This window comes from Amycolatopsis solani, assembly GCF_033441515.1.
Lineage (GTDB): Bacteria > Actinomycetota > Actinomycetes > Mycobacteriales > Pseudonocardiaceae > Amycolatopsis > Amycolatopsis solani.
On sequence record NZ_JAWQJT010000002.1, the window covers coordinates 635,663 to 656,833 of the forward strand.

Sequence of the window (21,171 nt, forward strand, 5' to 3'; positions counted from 1 at the left end):
GCGGCCGGGCCGAACTGGGGAGTTCACCGTGACCGACACGCTGCCCGTCGTGGGTACGCACGGCCCGCCACTGTCCTTTCCGGACACCACGGTCGCCGGGCTCGTCCTGGCGCAGGCGGACCGGACGCCGGACGCGCTCGCCGTCCGGCAGGGCGCCACCCGGCTCACCTACGCTGAGCTCGTCGCCGCGGCCTGGGGCGTCGCGGCCGCGTTGCGCGAGCGCGGGACGGGCCCGGAAACCCGCGTCGGGGTGTGCGCGCACCGGACGCCCGCGCTCGTGAGCACCGTGCTCGGCGTCCTGCTGTCCGGCGCCTGCTACGTCCCGCTCGACCCGGGCGGGCCGCGGGCCCGGCTGACCGCGATCGCCGCCGACGCCGGGGTTTCGCTCGTCGTCGGGGACGCCGCGGTCGCCGAATTCGGCTCGGGTCACGGGATCGGCGTCCCGCCGCCCGCCGCGCCCGGCAGCTGCCCGGCCACCCCGGACACCACCGCGCACGTGCTCTACACGTCCGGCTCGACCGGGCGGCCCAAAGGCGTGCTCACCCGGCACCGCAACATCGTCGCGTTCGTCACCGGGTTCGCCGGGCGGCTCGGCGTCGGCCCGGGCACCCGGACGCTCGGCATCTCCTCGCTCGGGTTCGACGCGTTCACCATGGACGTCTTCGTGCCGCTGTCGGTCGGCGGCTCGGTGCAGCTGGCCGGGACGGCCGACCGCGCCGACCCGGAACGGCTGCGCCGGTTCATCGTCGAGCACGACGTCGACTGGGGGTTCATCACCCCGACCCTGCTGTCCCTGGTGGACCCCGCCGAGGTGCCCGGCTGGCGGACCGTGGCCTGCGGCGGCGAGCCGGTGCCCGCCGAGCTGGCCGCGCGCTGGCTGCCGGGACGCCGGTTCTTCCACGTCTACGGCCCGACCGAAACCACCGTCGTGGTGGTCACCGACGAGGTGACCGGGGTGCCCGCCGACCCGCTGCCGTTGGGCACGCCGACGCCGGGGCACCGCGCGCACGTCGTCGACGACGAGCTGCGGCCCGTCGCGGCGGGCGAGGTCGGCGAGCTGGTCATCGGCGGTCCCGGCGTCGCCGCGGGCTACCTCGGCAGCCCGGAGCTGACCGAGCGGAAGTTCGTCGCCGACCCGTTCACGCCGGGGGAGCGGCTCTACCGCACCGGCGACCGGGCCCGGCTCCGCCCCGACGGCAGGCTGGAGTTCGCCGGCCGCGCCGACCGGCAGGTCAAGATCCGTGGCCAGCGCATCGAACTCGGCGAAGTCGAAGCGGCGCTGGGCGCTCATCCGGACGTCGGCGCGGTCGCCGTCGAGGCCGTGCCGGGGCCGGGTGGCACCCGGCTGGTCGCGTTCCTCAGCCCGATGGCGGCACCGTCCGATGAGGACATCCACGCCTGCGCGGGTGAACGGCTCACCGAGGCCATGCGCCCGGCCGCGATCCGCCGCCTGGCCGAGCTGCCGGTCAACCCCGTCACCGGGAAGGTCGACCGGCCCGCCTTGCGTGCCCTCGCCGAAACCGGGCCGGCGGAGGACCTGGGTGGCTCACCGGTCGCCGAGGTGTGGCGGCGGGTGCTCGGGGCCGCCGCGGGGCCCGACTTCCTGCGGTCCGGCGGCGACTCGATCGCGGCGATGCGCCTGGTCGCGGCGCTGCGGCAGGACCTCGCCGCCGACGTGTCCGTCGAGGACGTCTTCGCGGCCCGGACGCTCGACGAGCTGACGCGGCGGGTGGCCGCGGCCGCGCCGCTCACCGGCCCCGGCCTGACCACCGGGCACGCACCCGCGCTGTCGCCACCGCAGCGGCGGCTGTGGTTCCTCGACCAGCTCGCCCCGGACGCGGCGCCGTACAACATCGCGATGGCGTTCCGGCTGACCGGACCGCTCGACGTCGGCGCGCTGCGAGCCGCCCTCCGCGCGGTGGCCGAGCGGCACGACGTGCTGCGCTGGCGGATCCGGCCGGTCGACGGCGTCCCGCAGGCCGAGTGCCGGCCACCGGGTGACGTCGAGCTGCCGGTGCTCCCGCTGGCCGAAGCCGCGGTCCGCGAGCGGCTGGCCGCCGACGCGGCGGCACCGCTGCGGCTGGACCGCGAACCGCCGTGGCGCGTGCGGCTCTACGAGCTGGGGCCCGAGGACCACGTCCTCGGCTTCACGCTGCACCACGCCGTGTTCGACGGCTGGTCGCAGGAGCTGCTCTGCGCCGACCTGAGCGCGGCCTACCGCGGCGAAGCCCTGCCGCCGTTGCCGGTGTCCTATGCGGACTACGCGGTGTGGCGCGCCGACCGCGACCGCCGCCGCGAAGCCGTCGACCTCGCCTGGTGGACCGGGCACCTCGCGGGCGCGCCGTCCACAGTGGACCTGCCGCGGGACCGGCCGCGCCCGGCGGTGCAGACCTACCGCGGCGCGACCCACCACCAGGCCTTCCCCGAGGGCGTCGCCGAGGCCGCCGGCGCCCTCGCCACTCGCACCGGAACCACCCGCGCGGGCGTGGTGCTGGCCGCGTTCGGGCAGCTGCTGCACCGGCTGACCGGCGGGGACGACCACCTGGTCGCCACCGTCGTCGCGGACCGCCAGCTGGCCGAAACCCAGGACGTCGCCGGGTTCTTCGTGGACATCGTCCCGGTGCGGCTGCGCGCCGGGGACGCGGACTTCGCCACGCTCGTCCGCCGCGGCGGCGCCGAGCTGCTGGCCGCCACCGCGCACCCGGCGGCCCCGATCGACCGGCTCGTGGGCGCGCTCGGCGTGCCGCGCGACCCCTCGCGGGCGCCGCTGGTGCAGGTGATGGTCAACGTCCTCGGCTTCACCGAACCCCGGCTCGGCCTGCCCGGCGTCCGGGGGACGTGGCTGCCGGTCGAGAAGCCCGGTTCGCCGTTCGACCTGACGGTGTACGTCCTCGAGCACGGCGTCGAGCTGCTGTACAACCCGGACCTGTTCGACGCGGCCCGGATGGCCTCGCTGGCCGAGGACTTCACGGCGCTGCTCGCGGCGCTGGTCGCCGAGCCGGACCGGCCGGCCGGGGCGTGCGCGCCCGAGCTGCCGCGCGCGTCGGTCCGCACCGCCGCACCGGAAGCGGCCGCGCAGGCCAGGCCGGCGGCGGCGCCCGACGTCGACCCGGCCGCGCTCGCGGCGACCGAGGCCCTGATCGCCGCGACCTGGCGGGAAGTGCTCGGCCTCGACGCCGTCCGGGTGACCGACAACTTCTTCGACGTCGGCGGGCATTCCCTCGCACTGGCCAAGGTGCACGCCGAGGTCACCGCCCGGCTCGGCCGCCGCATCCCGATGGTCGACCTGTTCACCCACCCCACCGTCCGCGCCCTCGCCACCCACCTCCACGCGGGGGCCGCGCCGAGCCCGGAACTCGCCAGGGCCGCCGAGCGGGTCGCCGCCCGCCGCGGGCGCACCCCGTCCAGAAGACCCCGCCGCAGTGCCGGCACGACCGGCCACGAACAGGAGCGACCGCAGTGACGAACGACCTCGAACCGGGCGCCGAACCCATCGCCATCGTCGGGATGGCCGCCCGCGTGCCCGGCGCCGGTGACCTCCGGCAGTTCTGGCGCAACCTCGTCGACGGCGTCGAATCCATCAAGCCCGCCACCCGCGAGGAGCTGCTGGCCCGCGGCGCCGATCCGGCCACATTGGACGATCCCAGCTGGGTCAACGCGACCACGGTGGTCGACGGCTTCGACGAGTTCGACGCCGACCTGTTCGGCATGACCAGCCGCGAAGCCGAGATCACCGACCCGCAGCACCGGGTCTTCCTCGAAGCGTGCCACGCGGCGCTGACCGACGGCGGCTACGACCCGGCCCGCTACGGCGGCGCGATCGGGGTCTACGGCGGCACCGGGCGGACCGGCTACCTGGTGGAAAACCTGCTGCGCAACGAACGGGTGATGGCTTCGCAGCACGGCGGCATCGGGATGTCCACCGGCAACCAGCCCAGCTACCTGACGACTTCGGTGTCCTACAAGCTGAACCTGCGCGGCCCGAGCCTTGCGATCCACACGGCGTGCTCGACGTCGCTGGTCGCGGTGCACCTGGCGTGCGAGGCCCTGCGCAACGGCGAGTGCGACCTGGCGCTGGCCGGCGGGGTGAACCTGGAGATGCCGCACGGCATCGGGTACATGGGCGTCGAGGGTTTCACCTCGCCCGACGGGCACGTGCGGGCGTTCGACGCCGGCGCCAACGGCACGGTGTGGAGCAGCGGCGTCGGCGTGGTCCTGGTCAAGCGGCTCTCGCAGGCGCTGGAAGACGGCGACCACATCCGCGCGGTCGTGCTCGGCAACGCGATCAACAACGACGGCGCCACCAAGGTCGGCTTCTCCGCGCCGAGCGTCGCCGGGCAGACCGAGGCCATCGCGCAGGCGGTCGGCATGGCCGGGGTGAACCCGCGCACGATCGGGTACGTCGAGGCGCACGGCACCGGAACCGCGCTGGGCGACCCGATCGAGATCACCTCGCTGTCCACTGTGTACGGCCACGGCGTCCCGGACACCGGCTGGTGCGCGATCGGCTCGGTGAAGTCGAACATCGGTCACCTGTCCCAGGCGGCCGGCGTCGTGGCGCTGATCAAGACCGTGCTGGCGATGGAACACGGGCTGATCCCGCCGACCATCAACTACGAAGAAGCCAACCCGGGCATCGACTTCCCGCGCAGCCCGTTCCACCCGGCCACCACGGTGACCAAGTGGGAGGCCGCGGACACCCCGCGCCGGGCGGGCGTGAGCTCGTTCGGCGTCGGCGGCACCAACGCCCACGTGGTGCTGGAGGAGGCACCCGCGCCGCGGCGGCACCGCCGGCCGCACCCGGCCCACCTGCTGCGGGTGTCGGCGAAGACGCCGGAGACCCTGGCCACCGCGGTCGAGCGGCTCGCCGACCGGCTGGCCGGGGACGTCGACCTCGACCTCGCCGACGTCGCGCACACCCTCGCCACCGGGCGGACCGAATACCCGCACCGCGCGGTCGTCGTCGCACGCGACTCCGAAGACGCGGTCGACGGGCTGCGCGATCCCCGCCGGCTCACCACCGCGCAGGCCGGTGAGCTGAAGGTGGCGTTCCTGTTCTCCGGGCAGGGTTCGCAGTACGCCGGGATGGGGGCCGAGCTGTACCGCAGCGAGCCCGTCTTCGCGACGGCGTTCGACGAGTGCTGCGAGCTTTCCGGGCTCCCCGGCCTGAAGGACCTGGTCCTCGGCCGCGGCGGGGACGCCGAGCTGCGGGAAACGCGGTACACCCAGCCCGCGCTGTTCGCCGTCGAATATGCGCTGGCCCGGCTGTGGCGGAGCTGGGGCGTGCGGCCGGGCGCGATGATCGGGCACTCGGTCGGCGAGTACGTCGCCGCGACCGTGGCCGGGGTGTTCACCCTCGCCGACGCCGTCCGGCTGGTCGTCCGGCGCGGTGAGCTGATGCAGGGCATGCCCGCCGGCGCGATGCTCGCCGTCCAGCTCGACGAAGAGTCCGTCGCGAAGCGGCTGCCGGCCGGGCTTTCGATCGCCGGGGTCAACGGGCCGGGGACGTGCGTCGTCGCCGGGCCGTCCGACGCCGTCGCGGACTTCGCGTCGCTGCTGAAGTCGAGTGACGTGCAGTGCCGGGAACTGGTGACCTCGCACGCCTTCCACTCGCCGATGCTGGACCCGATCCTGGCCGAGTTCACCGACGCCGTCGCCGCGGTGCCGCGGTCGGCGCCGTCACTGCCGTTCCTCTCGAACCTGACCGGCGGCTGGATCACCGCCGAGCAGGCGACCGATCCGGCGTACTGGGCCGCGCACCTGCGCCAGGCCGTCCGGTTCGGCGACTGCGTGCGGACGCTGTTCGACGGCGGCGAGCGGTGGGCGCTCGTCGAGTGCGGCCCGGGCCACCAGCTGGCCGGCCTCGCCCGCGGCCAGGTGCCGAAGGGCTTGCCGGCGCCGCAGCCGAGCCTGCCCGGCCGCACCGAGCGCGAGGGCGACGTCGAAACGCTGTACGCCGCCGCCGGTCTGCTGTGGACGCACGGGGTGTCCGTCGAGCCCACGACGTCCGGGCACCGCGTCCCGCTGCCCGGCTACCCCTACGCGCGCAAGCGGTACTGGGTCGACCCCGATCCGAAGGGGACGCTCGCCGAGCCGGCGCCGCCGAGCGGGCCGCTGCCCCTCGACGAGTGGTTCGCGGTGCCGTCCTGGCGGCAGGCCGGTCCGGAACTGCGGCGGGAGCCCTTCGCGTCCTGCCTCGCGTTCGTCGACGGCGACGTCCTGCCGGGCCTGCTGACGGCCGCCGGGGTCGCGGTTACGGAGGTCCGGCCGGGCTCCGGGTTCGCCGCCACCCCGGCGGGGTTCACCGTGCGGCCCGGGGTGGGCGAGGACTACGACGAACTCGTCGCCGCCCTCGGCGAGCGGCCCGGGCGGGTGGTCCACGCGTGGGCCCTCGACGGCACCGAAACCGGGATGGCCGCCCAGGAACGCGGGTTCTTCAGCGTCCTGAACCTGGCCCAGGCCTGGGGCGAGCCGCTGCGGATCGACCTGCTGAGCACCGGCACCGCCGACGTCACCGGCACCGACCTGACCCGGCCCGAGCACGCGACGCTCGCGGGCATCGCCCGGGTGCTGCCGCTGGAGGTCCCCGGCACCGTCGTGCGGCGGATCGACGTCGAGGCCGTGACGGAGGAGGTCGTCGCCGAGCTGTTCCGCCCGGCTGAAGCCGAAGTCGCCTTGCGGCGGGGACGGCGGTGGGTCCTGGAGTACACGCAGGCCACCGTGCCCGAAGCGGCGCCGGTGCTGCGCGACGGCGGCCGGTACCTGATCACCGGCGGTACCGGGGGCATCGGCGTCACCCTCGCCGAGGACTTCGCCCTGCGGGTCCGCGCGAAGCTGATCCTGCTGACCCGCAGCGGCCTGCCGCCGCGCGAAGAGTGGGACGCCTACGACGGAACCGACCGGACCGGGCGCGCGATCCGCGCGATCCGGCGGATGGAGGCCGCCGGTTCGGTCGTGCACGTGGTCGCCGCCGACGTCACCGATCCGGCGCGGCTGCGCGAGGTCCGTGAACTGGCCGAGCGCGAGTTCGGCGGGCTCGACGGCATCGTGCACGCGGCCGGGCTCCCCGGCGGCGGGGTCGCGGAGGTCAAGGAGCGCACAGCCGCGGAAGCCGTGCTGGCGCCGAAGATCGGCGGCACGATCGCGCTGGCCTCGGCGTTCGCCGACCTGCCGATGGACTTCGTCGCGCTCTGCTCGTCGGTCACGGCGGTCTCCGGTGACTTCGGGCAGGTCGACTACTGCGCGGCCAACAACTTCCTCGACGCCTACGCCCGCGGCGACCACGGCTGGCGGGCCCGGGTCGTCTCGCACAACTGGGGTGGTTGGGACGAGGTCGGCATGGCCGCCGAGGTGGCCGCGCCGGCGACCATCCGGTCCACCCGCACGAAGACCGGCGGGCCGGTCGCGCACCCGGTGCTCACCACGCGCACCGGCGCGGACTGCCACGGCCTGGTCTCGGCGGCCGCGCACTGGCTGCTCGACGAGCACCGGATCGCCGGCGTCCCGGTCGTGCCCGGCACCGGGCACCTCGAGACCGTGCGGGCGGCCGTCGAAGCGGCGGTGCCGAAGCCCGGTGACGGCCACGTCGTCGAACTGCGCGATGTCGCCTTCCTGGAGCCGTTCTCGGTGCCGGAAGGCACGGTCGCGGAGTACCGGGTCGGCTTCGACGGCGACGGGTTCGCCGTGACCAGCCGCGCGGGCGGAGTGACGAAGACGCACGTCCGGGGCTCGGCGGCCTGGGTCCCGGCGCCCAGGGCGTCCACTGTGGACCTCGACGCGGTGCGAAGCCGGACGAGCGTGCTCGACGACGGCAACGCCTTCGGCACCGGCCGGACCAGCATGGTCACCTTCGGCCCGCGGTGGGCCGCGCTGCGCACCCACCACGTCGGCGCGCACGAGGAACTGGCCTCGCTCGTCGCGCCCGAATTCGACACCGGCTGGGGACTGCACCCGGCGCTGCTCGACGTCGCGACCGCGTTCGGCCGCGGCCGGGGGAGCGGCACGTACCTGCCGATGAGCTACGGCCGGGTGGTCGTGCACGACGCGCTCCCGGCGAGCTTCCACAGCCACCTGCGCTACCGGGATTCCGGCGGCGACCAGGTCGTCGCCGCGGACCTGAAGCTGTGCGCCGACGACGGCCGCGTGCTCGTCGAGATCGAGGACTTCGTGCTCCGCCAGGTCGACGAGGGCGCGGTCAGCGGCGGGCTCACCGCACCCGTGCCCAAGTCCACTGTGGACTCCAGTGGCATCCGGCCGGTCGACGGCGCCGAGGCGTTCCTCCGGGCACTGACCCCCGGGCTCGGCGGCCAGGTGGTGATCAGCACCCGCCCGGTGCGCGACCTGTTCGCCCGCCGCGTCACCGCCGAAGCGCTGGAAGAGACCGAAGAGGTCGCCGACGTCGTCGAGGCGCCGGCCCAGGACGACTACGTCGCCCCGCGGACCGACCTCGAAGCCGAGATCGCCCGGCAGTGGGCCGAAGTGCTCGGGGTCGAGCGCATCGGCGTCCACGACGACTTCTTCGCCCTCGGCGGCAACTCGCTGGTCGCCATCCAGCTCATCGCCCAGGTCCGCAAGACCACCGGCGCCCGGCTGGCCATGAAGACGCTGTTCGAATCCTCCACGGTGGCCGCGCTGGTCGAGCGCATCGAAGAGCTGCGCGACGCCGCACTTTCACGTGAAAGTGCGGCCGAAACCACCATCCCCAAGCTCGAGCGCTGAAGCAGGAGACATGACCGACACGAAGGAATGGACGTTCCCGGCCTCGTTCGGGCAGGAGCGGATCTGGCTGTCGAACCAGCTCGACCCGGCGTCCCCGGTGTACAACCTCCCCTGCCAGGTGCGGCAGGACCTGCCGCTCACCGCGGGGCAGTGGCGGGCCGCGCTCGGCGTCGTCGTCGGACGGCACGAGGCCCTGCGCACGGCGTTCCGGATGGACGGCGGCGAGCTCGTCCAGGTGGTGCACGCCGACGTCCCGATCGACCCCGAGGTGCACGACCTGCGAGACCTCCCGGACCGGGAAGCGCGCGCGGCCGAGCTGGCCGAAGCGATCGCCCGCCGCGCGATCCCGTTGGACTCGGCGCCGCCGTGGCGGGCCCAGCTGTGCCGGCTCGGCGACGCCGACTGGCTGCTCACCTTCGTCGTGCACCACACGGTGTTCGACGCCGGGTCCGTGCTGGTGCTGGCGAACGAGCTGAACGAGGCCTGCAACGCGGTCGTCGAAGGACGGCTCCCGAAGCTGCCCGAGCTGGCCATCCAGTACCCGGACTACTCGGCGTGGCAGCGCGGCCAGTTGCCGGTCGTGCGCGCGCAGCTGGACTACTGGCGCGAGCGGCTCGCCGGGCTCCCGCCGGTGCACAGCCTGCCCACCGACCGGCCGCGGCCCGCGGAGTTCGGGTTCGACGGCGGCCAGGTCGACTTCACCCTCCCGGACGGCCTGCTCGACCGGGTCGGCGTGGTCGGCCGCGAGCTGTCGGCGTCGCCGTTCATGGTGCTGCTGGCCGGGTACACCGCGCTGCTGTCGCGGCTGTCCGGGGTGGACGACGTCGTGGTCGGGGTGCCGGTCGCCGGCCGCGATCTGCCCGAGCTGGCACCGCTGATCGGCATGTTCGTCAACCAGCTCGCGATCCGCGTCGACTGTGGGGGCGACCCGGCGTTCGCCGAGCTCGTGGGCCGGGTCCGCACCGCGGTGCTCGACGCCATCGAGCACGGCCGCGTGCCGTTCCAGCTGGTCGCCGAGGAGGTGCGCCCGGAGCGTGACGCGGGCGTGCAGGCGCTGTACCAGATCGGCTTCAACTTCATCCCCGACTCGGGCATCGAGCCGGTCCGCTACGCCACGGCCAAGGACGACGTCGCCATCGACCTCACCGCGACCGGTGGCCGGCTGCTCTACCGCACCGACCTGTTCGACCGCGAGACCGCCGAGTCGATGGCCGAGCGGTTCCTGCGGCTCCTCGTGGCCGCGGTCGAAGACCCGGCCGTCGCGGTCGCCGACCTGCCGCTGCTGTCGGACGCCGAACGCGCCCGGATCGACGCGTGGAGCGGTTCGTCCACCGAGGACGCCCCGCTGGTCGTGGCGCGCTTCGAAGCGCAGGTCCGGTCCACACCGGACGCGGTCGCGGTGGACCTCGGCGGCTCGGTCCTGACGTACGCCGAGCTGAACGCGCGGGCCAACCGGGTCGCGCACCGCGTCGGTGCCGGTGGCGTGGTCGGGGTGTGCGCGCCGAACTCAGCGGACCTCGTCGTGGGTATCCTCGGCGCGCTCAAGAGCGGTGCGGCCTACGTGCCGCTCGACCCGGCCAACCCGGCCGCGCGGCAGGAGCTGATCCTGGCCGACGCCGGTGCGCGGGTGGTGCTCACCGCGGGCGATGTGACCCTGGCCGCCGAGACCCTCGCCCTCGACGATCCGGCAGTGTGGGCGGAGTCGGCCGAAGAGGACCCCGTGCGGCCGGAGCCGGACGCGATCGCCTACGTCATCTACACCTCGGGCTCGACCGGGCGCCCCAAGGGCGTGCAGGTCGGCCACCGGGCACTCGCCACCTACCTCGGCTGGGCGCGCGAGGCGTACCCGAGCCTGGCCGGGCGCGCGCTGCTGCACACGTCGGCGTCGTTCGACCTGACCGTCACGACGCTGCTCGGCCCGCTCACCGCCGGCGGGTCCATTGTGGACTCGGGGCGGCCGGACTTCGTCAAGGCCACCCCGACGCACCTCGCCGTGCTGCCGGAGGAGTCTTATCCGACCGGGGACCTGGTGCTCGGCGGCGAGGCGCTGATGGGCGAAGCCGTGCGGCCGTTCTCGGGGATTTCCGTCACCAACGAGTATGGGCCGACCGAGGTGACCGTCGGCTGCGTGGCCCACCGGCTCGACGGTCCGGTCGACGGACCGGTGCCGATCGGCCGCCCGATCCCCGGTACCCGCGCTTACGTCCTCGACGCGCGCTTGCGGCCGGTGCCGCCGGGCGTCGCCGGGCAGCTCCACCTGGCCGGCACGCAGCTCGCGCACGGCTACCTCGGGCTGCCCGAGCTGACCGCCGAGCGGTTCCCGGACGGCCCGTACGGGCGGATGTACGCGACCGGCGACCTCGCCCGGTGGCGCCGGGACGGCACCCTGGAGTACCTCGGCCGGACCGACGACCAGGTCAAGCTGCGCGGCTTCCGGATCGAGCCGGGTGAAGTGGAAGCCGCGCTGCGGGAGCTGCCGGAGATCCGGGACGCGGCGGTGGCGGTCCGCGAGGGGACCCTCGTCGGGTACGTCGTCGGCACCGCGGACGGCGCGGCCGACGCGCTGCGGGCGGTACTGCCGGAGTACCTGGTGCCGACCGTGTTCGTCACGCTGGAAGCACTGCCGGTGGCGGCGAGCGGCAAGCTCGACCGGGCCGCGCTGCCCGATCCGCACCTCGGTGCCGCGACGGAGTACGTGGCCCCGAGCACCGCGGCCGAGGAGCTGGTCGCCGAGGTGCTGGGCGAGCTACTGGGCATCGAGAAGCTCGGCGTGCACGACGACTTCTTCGCCCACGGCGGCAATTCGCTGCTCGCGATCCGCGCGATGGCCCGGATCCGCAAGCAGGTCGGCGTCGAGCTGCCGGTCCGCGGCCTGTTCTCCTTCACCACGGTGGCCGGGCTCGCCGCCGAGGTCGAGCGGCGCCTGGAAGCGGACCTCGAGCAGCTCAGCGACGAAGAGGTCCGGGCCCAGCTGGCCGAAGGCGGGCAGGCGTGACGACCATCGACGAGACCAGCAGCGCGGCCGCGCGCCGGGCGTTGCTGGAACGGCGGCTGCGGCGGCGCGCCGAGCCGGCCGCGACCATCACCCGGCGGCCGGACGGTGACCCCGTTCCGCTGTCGTACCAGCAGGAACGCGTCTGGTTCATGGAGCAGTTCGCGCCGGGAACCAGCTCTTACAACATTCCCGTGCCGATCCGGCTCACCGGCCGTCTCGACACCGGCGTGCTGCAGGCGGCCCTCGACGCCCTGCCCGCGCGGCACGAGGCCCTGCGCATGCGATTCCCGGCCGGGGACGACGGGCAGCCTTCGGTCCGGATCGACCCGGTCGTCACCGTGCCACTGTCCGTTGTGGACGCGGGTACCGAGGAAGCCGCCCGGGCGGCGGTCGACGCCGCCGCGGCCGAGCCGTTCGACCTGGCCTCCGGTCCCTTGCTGCGGGCCACCCTGGCGCGCGTCTCGGACGACGAGCACCTCCTCGCCGTGTGCACGCACCACATCGTCGGCGACGGCTGGTCGGTCGACCTGCTGCTGCGCGACCTCGCGGCGGGCTACCACGGCACGGCGGCCGCGCTGCCCGCGCTGTCCATCGGCTACGGCGACTTCGCGCACTGGCAGCGCCGGACGCTGACCGGCACCGAACTGGACCGGCAGCTCGACCACTGGCAGGAGACCCTCCGCGGCGTCGAACCCCTGGAACTGCCCACCGACCGGCCGCGCCCGGCGACCCAGACCTTCGACGGGGCGATCCACGAGTTCTTCGTCGAGCGGGACCTCGTGCGGGCGCTCGGCGACCTGAGCCGCGAACACGGCGTGACGCTGTTCATGACGCTGCTGGCCGCCTACCAGGTGCTGCTGTCCCGGTACTCGGGGCAGGAGGACTTCGCGGTCGGTTCCTCGTCGGCCGGGCGCGGGCTGCCCGAGCTGGAAGGCGTCGTCGGCATGTTCATCAACATGCTGCCGCTGCGCGCCCAGCTCGACGGCGACCCGAGCTTCACCGAACTGCTTGCGCGGACCCGGCGGCACGTGCTCGACGCGTTCGACCACGCCGACGTCCCGTTCGAGCGCCTGGTGAACGCCCTCGGCGTCCCGCGGGACGTCAGCCGGTCACCGGTGTTCCAGGCGATGTTCGTGCTGCAGAACTACGAGATGGGCCGGCTGGGCGCGGCCGGGAAGTCCGAAGTGGACTTCCGCTGGCTGCCGATGGACCTGCCCGCGACCCGGTTCGACTTCGAGTTCCACGCCATCGAGGTCGAGTCCGGGCTGATCGGCAAGTTCGTGCACAACACCGCGCTGTTCGGCGCGGAGACCGTCGCCGGCATGGCCGAGCGCCTGGTCACGCTGTTGCGCTCGATCGCCGCCGACCCGGCGCGTCCGCTGTCCGGATTGGACATCCTGGGTGCGCAGCGGGACCTGGTGCTGAACCGCTGGAACGACACGGCGGGGGAGATCCCGGCGGGCACGCTGCACTCGCTCGTCGAGGCGCAGGTCGCACGCACGCCGGACGCGCCCGCGCTGACGTTCCGCGGCTCGTCACTGTCCTATCGGGACCTGGACGAGCGCGCGAACGGGCTGGCGCACCGGCTGCGTGAGCTGGGCGTCGGGCCGGGCACCTTGGTCGGTGTCTTCGCGAACCGCTCGTTCGAGCTGGTCATCGGCCTGCTCGGGGTGCTCAAGGCGGGCGGGGCGTACGTGCCGCTCGACCCGGAGTACCCCGCCGACCGGCTCGCGTTCATGCTCGAAGACGCGGCCGCGCCGGTCGTCCTGACCCAGGCCGCCCTGCGGGACACCCTGCCGCCGGGAGACGCGACGGTCGTCGTGCTCGACGACGTGACCGGGCCGATCACGCCCGTGGAACCGCTCGCCGACGCAGACGATCCCGCGTACGTCATCTACACCTCGGGCTCGACCGGACGGCCGAAGGGCGTGCCGAACGGGCATCGCGGGATCGTCAACCGGCTCGACTGGATGCAGCGCGAGTACGGCCTCGACGGCTCGGACGCGGTGCTGCAGAAGACCCCGGCGAGCTTCGACGTCTCGGTGTGGGAGTTCTTCTGGCCGCTGATGACCGGCGCCCGGCTGGTGCTGGCCGAGCCCGGCGGGCACAAGGACGCGGCGTACCTGCGCGAACTCCTGGCCAGCGAAGGCATCACGACCGCGCACTTCGTCCCGTCGATGCTGAGTTTGTTCCTCGCGGAGCCCGGCATCGAGTCGGTCACGGCGCTGCGCCGGATCGTCTGCAGCGGTGAGGAACTCCCGCTCGACACCGCCCGCGAGTTCGTCCGGCGGCTGCCGCACTGCGAACTGCACAACCTCTACGGCCCGACCGAAGCCGCGATCGACGTCACCGCCTGGCACTGCACGCCCGAAGCGCTCGCCGAGGTCGCGTCCGTGCCGATCGGGGCGCCGATCCGCAACGTCCGGATCTACGTCCTCGACCGGCTCGGCACCCCGTGCCCGGTCGGGGTGCCCGGCGAACTCCACATCGCGGGCGCCGGCCTGGCGCTGGGCTACCACAACCGGCCGGAACTCACGGCCGAGCGGTTCGTCGCGGACCCGTTCCACGGCGGCCGGATGTACCGCACCGGTGACCTCGCGCACTGGCGGTCCGACGGCACGATCGCGTTCCTCGGCCGGCTCGACCACCAGGTCAAGCTGCGCGGCCTGCGCATCGAGCTCGGCGAGATCGAGGCCCGGATGCGGGAGCGGCCCGGCGTCGCCGACGCCGTCGTGCTCGTCCGCGAGGACACGCCGGGGGACAAGCGCCTGGTCGGGTACGTCGTCGGCGACGCGGACGGCTTGCGCGCCGCGCTGAAGGAGACGCTGCCGGACTACATGGTGCCGCCGTCGTTCGTCACCCTCGACGCGCTGCCGCTGACGCCGAACGGGAAGCTCGACCGCAAGGCCCTGCCCGCCCCGGTCGCCGCCCGCGACGCGAGCACCGAGCTGGTCGCACCGTCCACTCCGCTGGAAGTGCTGCTCGCCGACATCTGGCGGGACGTCCTCAAGGTCGACGAACTCGGCGTCGGCGACGACTTCTTCGATCTCGGCGGCCACTCGATGCTCGCCACCCAGGTGGTCGCGCGGATCGCGAAGGCCGGGCACCAGGCCGGCGTGATGGACCTGTTCCAGCACCGCACGATCCGCGAACTGGCGTCCTTCCTGGACGGTGACCGCGACGACTCGGGACACCTGCTGTACGAGCTGACCAAGCCGGTCGCGAAGCCGACGCTGACGTACGTCTGCTTCCCGTACGGCGGCGGCAGCGCGATCGTCTACCAGCCCCTCGCGGACGCCCTGCCGAGCGGGTATTCGCTGTTCTCGGTCGCGATCCCCGGCCACGACGTCGGGCTGTCCGAGGAAGCCGTGCCGTTCGACGAACTGGTCGAGCGGCTCGCGGACGAGGTCCTCGAGCGGATCGACGGGCCGCTGGCGATCTACGGCCACTGCGGCGTCGGCAACGCCCTCGCCGTCGGCGTCTCCCGGCGGCTGGAGGAACGCGGCCGCGAACTGGCGGTCGTGCACATCGGCGCGATCTTCCCGTTCGCGCGGATCAAGGGCGCCGTCGGGACGCTGCGGACGCGGCTGGAGAAGCTGCGCAGCAACCGGTACTACGCGAACTGGCTCAAGGGCATGGGCGTCGACACCGACGACCTCGACCCGGCGCAGGCCGACCGGATCATCGGGAACATGCGCGCCGACAGCCGCGCCGCCGAGGAGTACTTCAGCGGCCTGCTCGACGCCCGCGTCGCCAAGCTGCGCGCGCCGATCATCTCGGTCGTCGGCTCGGAGGACCCGGTCACCGACTACTACGCCGAGCGCTACCGCGAGTGGGAGTTCCTCACCGACCGCACCGCGCTCGTGGTGCTGGACCAGGCCGGGCACTTCTTCCTCCGCTACCGGGCGGAAGAGCTGGCGGAGATCCTCACCCGGGTGCACCCCGCGCTGGACGAGCCCGGCGACCTGCACGTCTCGGCGCGTGAAGAGTCGGCCGGCTGGGCGGTGCACGACACCCATCGGTCCGAAGCGGACGGCAAGCCCGCGGTGAAGCCGAGCATGGCGCGGTTCGTCACGGTCACCGCCGGCCAGCTGGTCTCCTCGACCGGCTCGGCGCTGACGTCGTTCGCGGTACCGATCTGGCTCTACACCCGGACCGGCTCGGTCACCGACCTCGGCCTGCTCTGGGCGCTGGCCCTGCTGTGCGGCGTGCTGGTCCTGCCGGTGGCGGGCGCGCTCGTCGACCGCGGCGACCGCCGCCGGATCATGATCGCGGCCAGCGCGCTCGCCGGCGTCATCCAGCTCGTGCTCGCGGTGCTGCTGACCGTGGGGAACCTGCAGCTCTGGTGGCTCTACGTGCTGATCCCGCTGGGGTCTGTCGCGGGGTCGATCCAGCGCATCGCCTACCAGTCGTCGGTGGCGCAACTGGTGCCCAAGCAGTACCTCGGGCACGCGATGGGGCTCGCCCAGCTGTCCAACGGGTTCGCGCAGCTGCTGATGCCGGTGATCGCGGCCGGGCTGCTGGCGGCGATCCAGCTGCGGGGGATCCTCGTCCTGGACATGGCGAGCTACGTCTTCGCCATCGTCAGCCTGCTGTTCGTCCGGTTCCCCGACCTGCTCGGCTGGCGCCCGCGGGAGCCGCTGCTGACGGCGATCGCGGGCGGGCTGAAGTACTCGTGGAACCACCGCGGCTTCCGCACGATGCTGCTGTACTTCGCGCTGGCCAACGTCTTCCTGGCGCCGGCGCTGGTGCTCGTCTCGCCGCTGGTGCTGTCGTTCGGCACGGTCACCGACGTCGCCCAGGTCGCGCTCGCCGAGGCGATCGGCGCGGTGGCCGGCGGCATCGGCATGGCGCTCTGGGGCGGCCCGCGCAAGCGGCGGATGGCCGGCGTGCTCGCGGGCAACGTCGGCATCGCGCTCGGCAGCCTCGTGATGGGCCTGCGGCCGTCGCTGGTCGTCGTGGCCGCGGGCGTGTTCCTGCTGGCCGCGGCGATGGCCGTGTCGCAGGGCATCTACGCGACGCTGGTGCAGGTCAAGGTGCCGCAGCGCTACCACGGCCGGGTGTTCGCCATCAACCAGACGATCACCTGGTCCACGCTGCCGATCGGGTTCGCCGTGCTGGCCCCGCTCGCGGTCGGCTGGTTCTCGCCGCTGCTCGCGCCCGGCGGTGCGCTCGCCGGCTCGGTGGGCACGGTCCTGGGCACCGGCGAAGGCCGCGGGGTCGGGCTCGCCTACGTCGTCTTCGCGCTGGTCCTGCTGCTGATCAACGCCGGCGGGTTCGCCGTCCGGCTGTTGCGCCGGTTCGACACCGAGGTACCGGATTCGCTCCCGGACGACCTCGTCGGCGCGCAGGAACGGGAGCGCAAGCTCGCCGGGAAGGAGGCCGCGTGACCGACGTCGTGCTGGTCAGGGAAGCCTGCGGCCACTGGGTCGGCGAGGTCGCCGCGGCGGTGCACGCGGCCGGGCACCGCGCGGTGCTGCTCGCGCCGCCGGTCGACACGGCGTCGCTCGCCGGGGTGGTGGACGAGGTGATCGCGGTCGACGACGTCCACGACGCCGAGGCGGTCGCCGCTCGGATCCGCTCGGCGGTCGGGACGCCCGCCGCCGTGCTGACCGGCTCGGACGGGATCGTCGCGAGCACCGCCCGCGCCGCCGAACTGCTCGGCGTCGCGCGGTGCCCGGCGTCGGTGTTCGCCTTGTGCGCCGACAAGTTCGCGGTCCGGGAAGCACTGGCCGCCGCCGGGCTGCCGGGACCCGCGGCGGCGCTGATCTCGTCGGCCGCCTCGGCGGCGGAGGTGGCCGAGCGGGTCGGGCTGCCGGCGATCGTCAAGCCGGTCAACGGCGCCGGGAGCAACCTCGTGCGCACGGTGTCCACTGTGGACGAGCTGGCGGCGGCGTACTCGCTGCTGGCTGCGCGGCTGCCCGCGTCCGCGGACCCGCGCTACCACCGCCGGCTGGGGACGATCGACCCGGCGTCGACGTTCCTCGTCGAGAGTCTGTTGCGAGGCCCGGAGTACGCGGTGGACGTGCTGATCCGCGACGGCGTCGCCGAGCCGGTCGAGATCCTCGACAAGCCGCTGATCGACGAGCGCAAGTTCGAGCTGGCGCTGTCCTGCCCGCCGGCCGGGTTGCCGCCCGAGCGGGCGGAGCTGGTCAGGTCGGCGGCGTCGGCCGCGGTGCTCGCGCTGGGCCTGGACAACACGGTCGCGCACGTCGAGGTGATCGACGACGAGCGGCGCGGCCCGACGATCGTCGAGGTCAACGCGGGCCGCCCGGCGGGCTCGATCATGCCGTTGCTGGCCAAGCTGCGCACCGGAATCGACGTCTTCGCCGAGCTGACGGCCCTCGCCCTCGGCGCGCCGCCACCCGCGCGCGAGCCGGCGAAGCTGCCGATCCCGCTGGGCATGCTGATCCTCTACGCGGCCGGATCCGGCACGCTGACCGGCATCGGCGGCCTCGACGAGGTCGCGGCCCTGCCGGAAGTGGTCGACGTCGTCACGACGGTCTCGCCGGGCCAGGTGCTCACCGACGAGCAGGAGACGTACGCGGTCAACCTGGTCGTCGCGGGCTTCGCCGACCACGACGACCTCACGGCCCTGCACGCCGAAGCCAGCAAGCTGATCCGCCTGGAGGTCGCGTGAAGACCGCGTTCATCGTGCGGGAAACGCGCGGACAGTGGATCGCGGACTTCGCGGCCGCCGTCCGCGCGGCCGGGTGGCGGGCCGAGCTGGTCACCGAGCCCGTGGACGACGTCGAGCGGGCCGAGCTGGACACCCTGGTCGACGGGTTCGTCGTCGTCGACGACGTCCGGGACGCTCCCGCGGTGGCCGAGGCGCTCCGCGACCGGGCGCCCGCCGCGGTGCTGACCGCGGCCGAAGGGATCATCGCGAGCACCGCGCGGATCGCCGGGCTGCTCGGTGTCGCCCGCTGCGGGGCGGACGTGTTCACGCTGGCGCACAACAAGTTCGCCGTCCGCGAGGCGCTCGCCGCGGCCGGGCTGCCGGGGCCGCGGGCGGCGTTGTTCGCCGACCCGGTCGATGCGCCGCGGATCGCTCAGGAGGTCGGCTTCCCGGCGATCGTCAAGCCGGTCAACGGCGCCGCGAGCGCGCTCGTCCGCACGGTGTCCACTGTGGACGAGCTGGTCGCGGCGCACCACCTGCTGGCCACCCGGCTGCCGGAGAACCCGGACGCGCGCTACCACCGCCCGCTGCCGGGAGGGCTCGACCCGCTGCGGGTGTTCCTCGTCGAGAGCCTGCTCGACGGCCCGGAGTACGCGGTGGACGTGCTCGTCCGCGACGGCGTGGCCGAACCGGTCACCGTGGTCGGCAAACCGCTGGTCGACGAGCGGAAGTTCGAGCTCGGCATGGTCTGCCCGCCGTTCGGGCTGTCCGGGGAGCGCGCGTCGGCCATCCGCGAGGCCGCGTCGGCCGCCGTGCTGGCCCTCGGCCTGGACCACACGGTCGCCCACGTCGAGGTGATCGACGACGCGCGGCTCGGCCCGGTGATCGTCGAGGTCAACGCGGGCCGCCCGGCCGGGGGAGCGCAACCGGCCCTGCTCAAGCTCGCCACCGGCGTCGACGTCATCGCCGAAGCCGTTTCCCTCGCCCTCGGTACGCCGCCGCCCGCGCGGGGCACCGGGCTGCCCGTGCCGGTCGGGTACCTCATCGTCTACGCGGAGGGCCGCGGACGGCTGGTGCGCGTCGAAGGCACCGAGGAGGTCGCGGACCTGCCGGAGGTCCTCGACGTCGTCACCATCGTTTCCCCCGGCCAGGTGCTCAGCGACGACCAGGAGATCTACGCCGTCAACGTCCTCGTCGCCGGGTTCACCGACCTCGACGACCTGGCCGCGCTGCACGCCGAGGCCGCCAAACTCGTGCGATTCGAACTGGAGGAGTCATGACCGCCGATCTCGCGGCGCCGCTGGGGCAGCTGCAGGGCAACGAGCACACCAGGATCGCCGTCTTCCCGGCCGCGGACTTCGCGGCGGTGGAGGCGCGGCTGCCGGCGTTGCGGAACCACCTGCGCGACCACGGCGCGATCCTGCTGCGCGGCCTGCCCGCCGACCTCGACCTGTTCAACCGGGTCACCGAGGCGATCGGCGGGGCGCTGCTGACCTACACCGAGCGGTCGACGCCGCGCTCGAACGTGGCGGGCAACATCTACACCTCGACGGAGTACCCGCCCGCCGAGTCGATCCCGATGCACAACGAGAACTCCTACTCGGCGAGCTGGCCCGCGCGCCTGTTCTTCCTGTGCGACACCGCGGCGGAAACCGGCGGGGCCACGCCGATCGCGGACAGCCGGGCGCTGTACCGGCTGCTGCCGGCGGACCTCCGGGAGCGCTTCGCCGGCGGCGTCACCTACGCGCGCGCGTTCCGCGAAGGGCTCGGGCTGACCTGGCAGGAGGCGTTCCAGACCGAGGACCGCGCGGTCGTCGAGGACTACTGCGCGCGCAACGGCCAGACGTTCGAATGGACGGAGGAGGGCCTGCGCACCCGGCACGTCCGGCCGTCGTTCGTCACCGAGCCGCACACCGGGGACACCGTGTGGTTCAACCAGGCCAACCTGTTCCACGTCTCGAGCCTCGGCGAGGAGGTCAGCGAGGCGCTGCTGGAGCTGTACCCGGAGGCGGACCTGCCCCGCAACGCCTACTTCGCCGACGGCAGCCCCATCCCGGTCGAAGACCTGGTGAAGGTCCGCGAGGTCTACGACGAGGTCAGCTACGCGTTCCCGTGGCAGGCCGGGGACATCATGGTGATCAACAACATGCTGATGGCCCACGGCCGCGAGCCGTTCACCGGCAAGCGGCGCATCCTGGTGGCGATGACGGGATGACCGCACCGGTGGTGGTGCTGCTCGCGCACCCGCGGCCCGGCAGCTTCAACCACGCGCTCGCCGGCCGGGTCGTCGTGGCGCTGGAGCGGGCCGGGGTGCCGGTGCGGTTCCACGACCTGTACGCCGAAGGCTTCGATCCGGTGCTGACCGCGGAAGAGGCCTACACCAGCGGAACCCGGGCGGAGGAGTTCCTCGCCGCCGAGCCGGATCCGCTGGTGCGGCGCCACCGCGAGGACCTGCGCGGGGCGGGCGGGCTCGTCGCGATCCACCCGAACTGGTGGGGCAAGCCGCCCGCCATCCTCAGCGGCTGGCTCGACCGGATCCTCGTCCCGGGCGTCGCCTACCGCCTCTCCTCCGCGGGTGGCGCGCCCGAGTCGCTGCTTTCCCTGCGGCGGCTGCTGGTGGTGAACACCTCCGACACCACCGAGGAGCGCGAGCGGACGCTGTTCGGCGACCCGCTCGACGCGATCTGGCGGCGCTGCCTGGCGCCGTACCTCGGCGAGCCGGAGGTCCGCCGACTGGTGCTGCGGGTGGTGGCCGACGCGGACTCGGCTCGCCGCACGGCGTGGCTCGACGACGTCGAGGCGGAGGCGGCGCGGTTCTTCGGCGCCCGCTGATCGGTGG

The 21,171-nt window shown here is 73.9% G+C and carries 8 protein-coding genes; all 8 read left to right on the top strand.

Annotated elements, in window-relative coordinates; genetic code table 11:
- Window positions 1-28 precede the first annotated feature (28 nt).
- Genes SD460_RS23610 through SD460_RS23645 form a run of 8 tightly spaced genes read left to right on the top strand, consistent with a single transcriptional unit; the run spans window position 29 to window position 21,164 of the window.
- The gene (locus SD460_RS23610; RefSeq protein ID WP_318306747.1) at window positions 29-3,463 is read left to right on the top strand and encodes a non-ribosomal peptide synthetase; all 3,435 of its coding nucleotides are present in this window, start codon (window positions 29-31) and stop codon (window positions 3,461-3,463) included.
- Window positions 3,460-8,718, top strand: coding sequence for a type I polyketide synthase (locus tag SD460_RS23615; protein ID WP_290058704.1), 5,259 nt, complete (start codon window positions 3,460-3,462; stop codon window positions 8,716-8,718). Before SD460_RS23610 ends, SD460_RS23615 begins: the two co-directional genes overlap by 4 nt.
- A gap of 10 nt (window positions 8,719-8,728) precedes the next feature.
- Window positions 8,729-11,713: a non-ribosomal peptide synthetase gene (locus SD460_RS23620; RefSeq protein WP_290058703.1), complete on the top strand. Its 2,985-nt coding sequence runs from the start codon at window positions 8,729-8,731 to the stop codon at window positions 11,711-11,713.
- Window positions 11,710-17,103: a non-ribosomal peptide synthetase/MFS transporter gene (locus SD460_RS23625; RefSeq protein WP_318306748.1), complete on the top strand. Its 5,394-nt coding sequence runs from the start codon at window positions 11,710-11,712 to the stop codon at window positions 17,101-17,103. Before SD460_RS23620 ends, SD460_RS23625 begins: the two co-directional genes overlap by 4 nt.
- Window positions 17,100-18,353: an ATP-grasp domain-containing protein gene (locus tag SD460_RS23630; RefSeq protein WP_290058701.1), complete on the top strand. Its 1,254-nt coding sequence runs from the start codon at window positions 17,100-17,102 to the stop codon at window positions 18,351-18,353. The genes SD460_RS23625 and SD460_RS23630 overlap by 4 nt, the downstream gene beginning before the upstream one ends.
- Window positions 18,350-19,612 carry an ATP-grasp domain-containing protein gene (locus tag SD460_RS23635; RefSeq protein WP_290058700.1) on the top strand — a complete coding sequence of 421 codons (1,263 nt, stop codon included), beginning with the start codon at window positions 18,350-18,352 and terminating at the stop codon, window positions 19,610-19,612. Before SD460_RS23630 ends, SD460_RS23635 begins: the two co-directional genes overlap by 4 nt.
- Window positions 19,609-20,547: a TauD/TfdA family dioxygenase gene (locus tag SD460_RS23640; protein ID WP_290058699.1), complete on the top strand. Its 939-nt coding sequence runs from the start codon at window positions 19,609-19,611 to the stop codon at window positions 20,545-20,547. The genes SD460_RS23635 and SD460_RS23640 overlap by 4 nt, the downstream gene beginning before the upstream one ends.
- Window positions 20,544-21,164, top strand: coding sequence for an NAD(P)H-dependent oxidoreductase (locus tag SD460_RS23645; protein ID WP_290058698.1), 621 nt, complete (start codon window positions 20,544-20,546; stop codon window positions 21,162-21,164). Before SD460_RS23640 ends, SD460_RS23645 begins: the two co-directional genes overlap by 4 nt.
- Window positions 21,165-21,171: the final 7 nt, after the last annotated feature.

What these genes read in the sequence shown, in the direction of transcription:
- SD460_RS23645 (WP_290058698.1), top strand. Translation starts at nt 20,544, where the DNA reads ATGACCGCACCGGTGGTGGTGCTGCTCGCGCACCCGCGGCCCGGCAGC.
- SD460_RS23640 (WP_290058699.1), top strand. Translation starts at nt 19,609, where the DNA reads ATGACCGCCGATCTCGCGGCGCCGCTGGGGCAGCTGCAGGGCAACGAG.
- SD460_RS23620 (WP_290058703.1), top strand. Translation starts at nt 8,729, where the DNA reads ATGACCGACACGAAGGAATGGACGTTCCCGGCCTCGTTCGGGCAGGAG.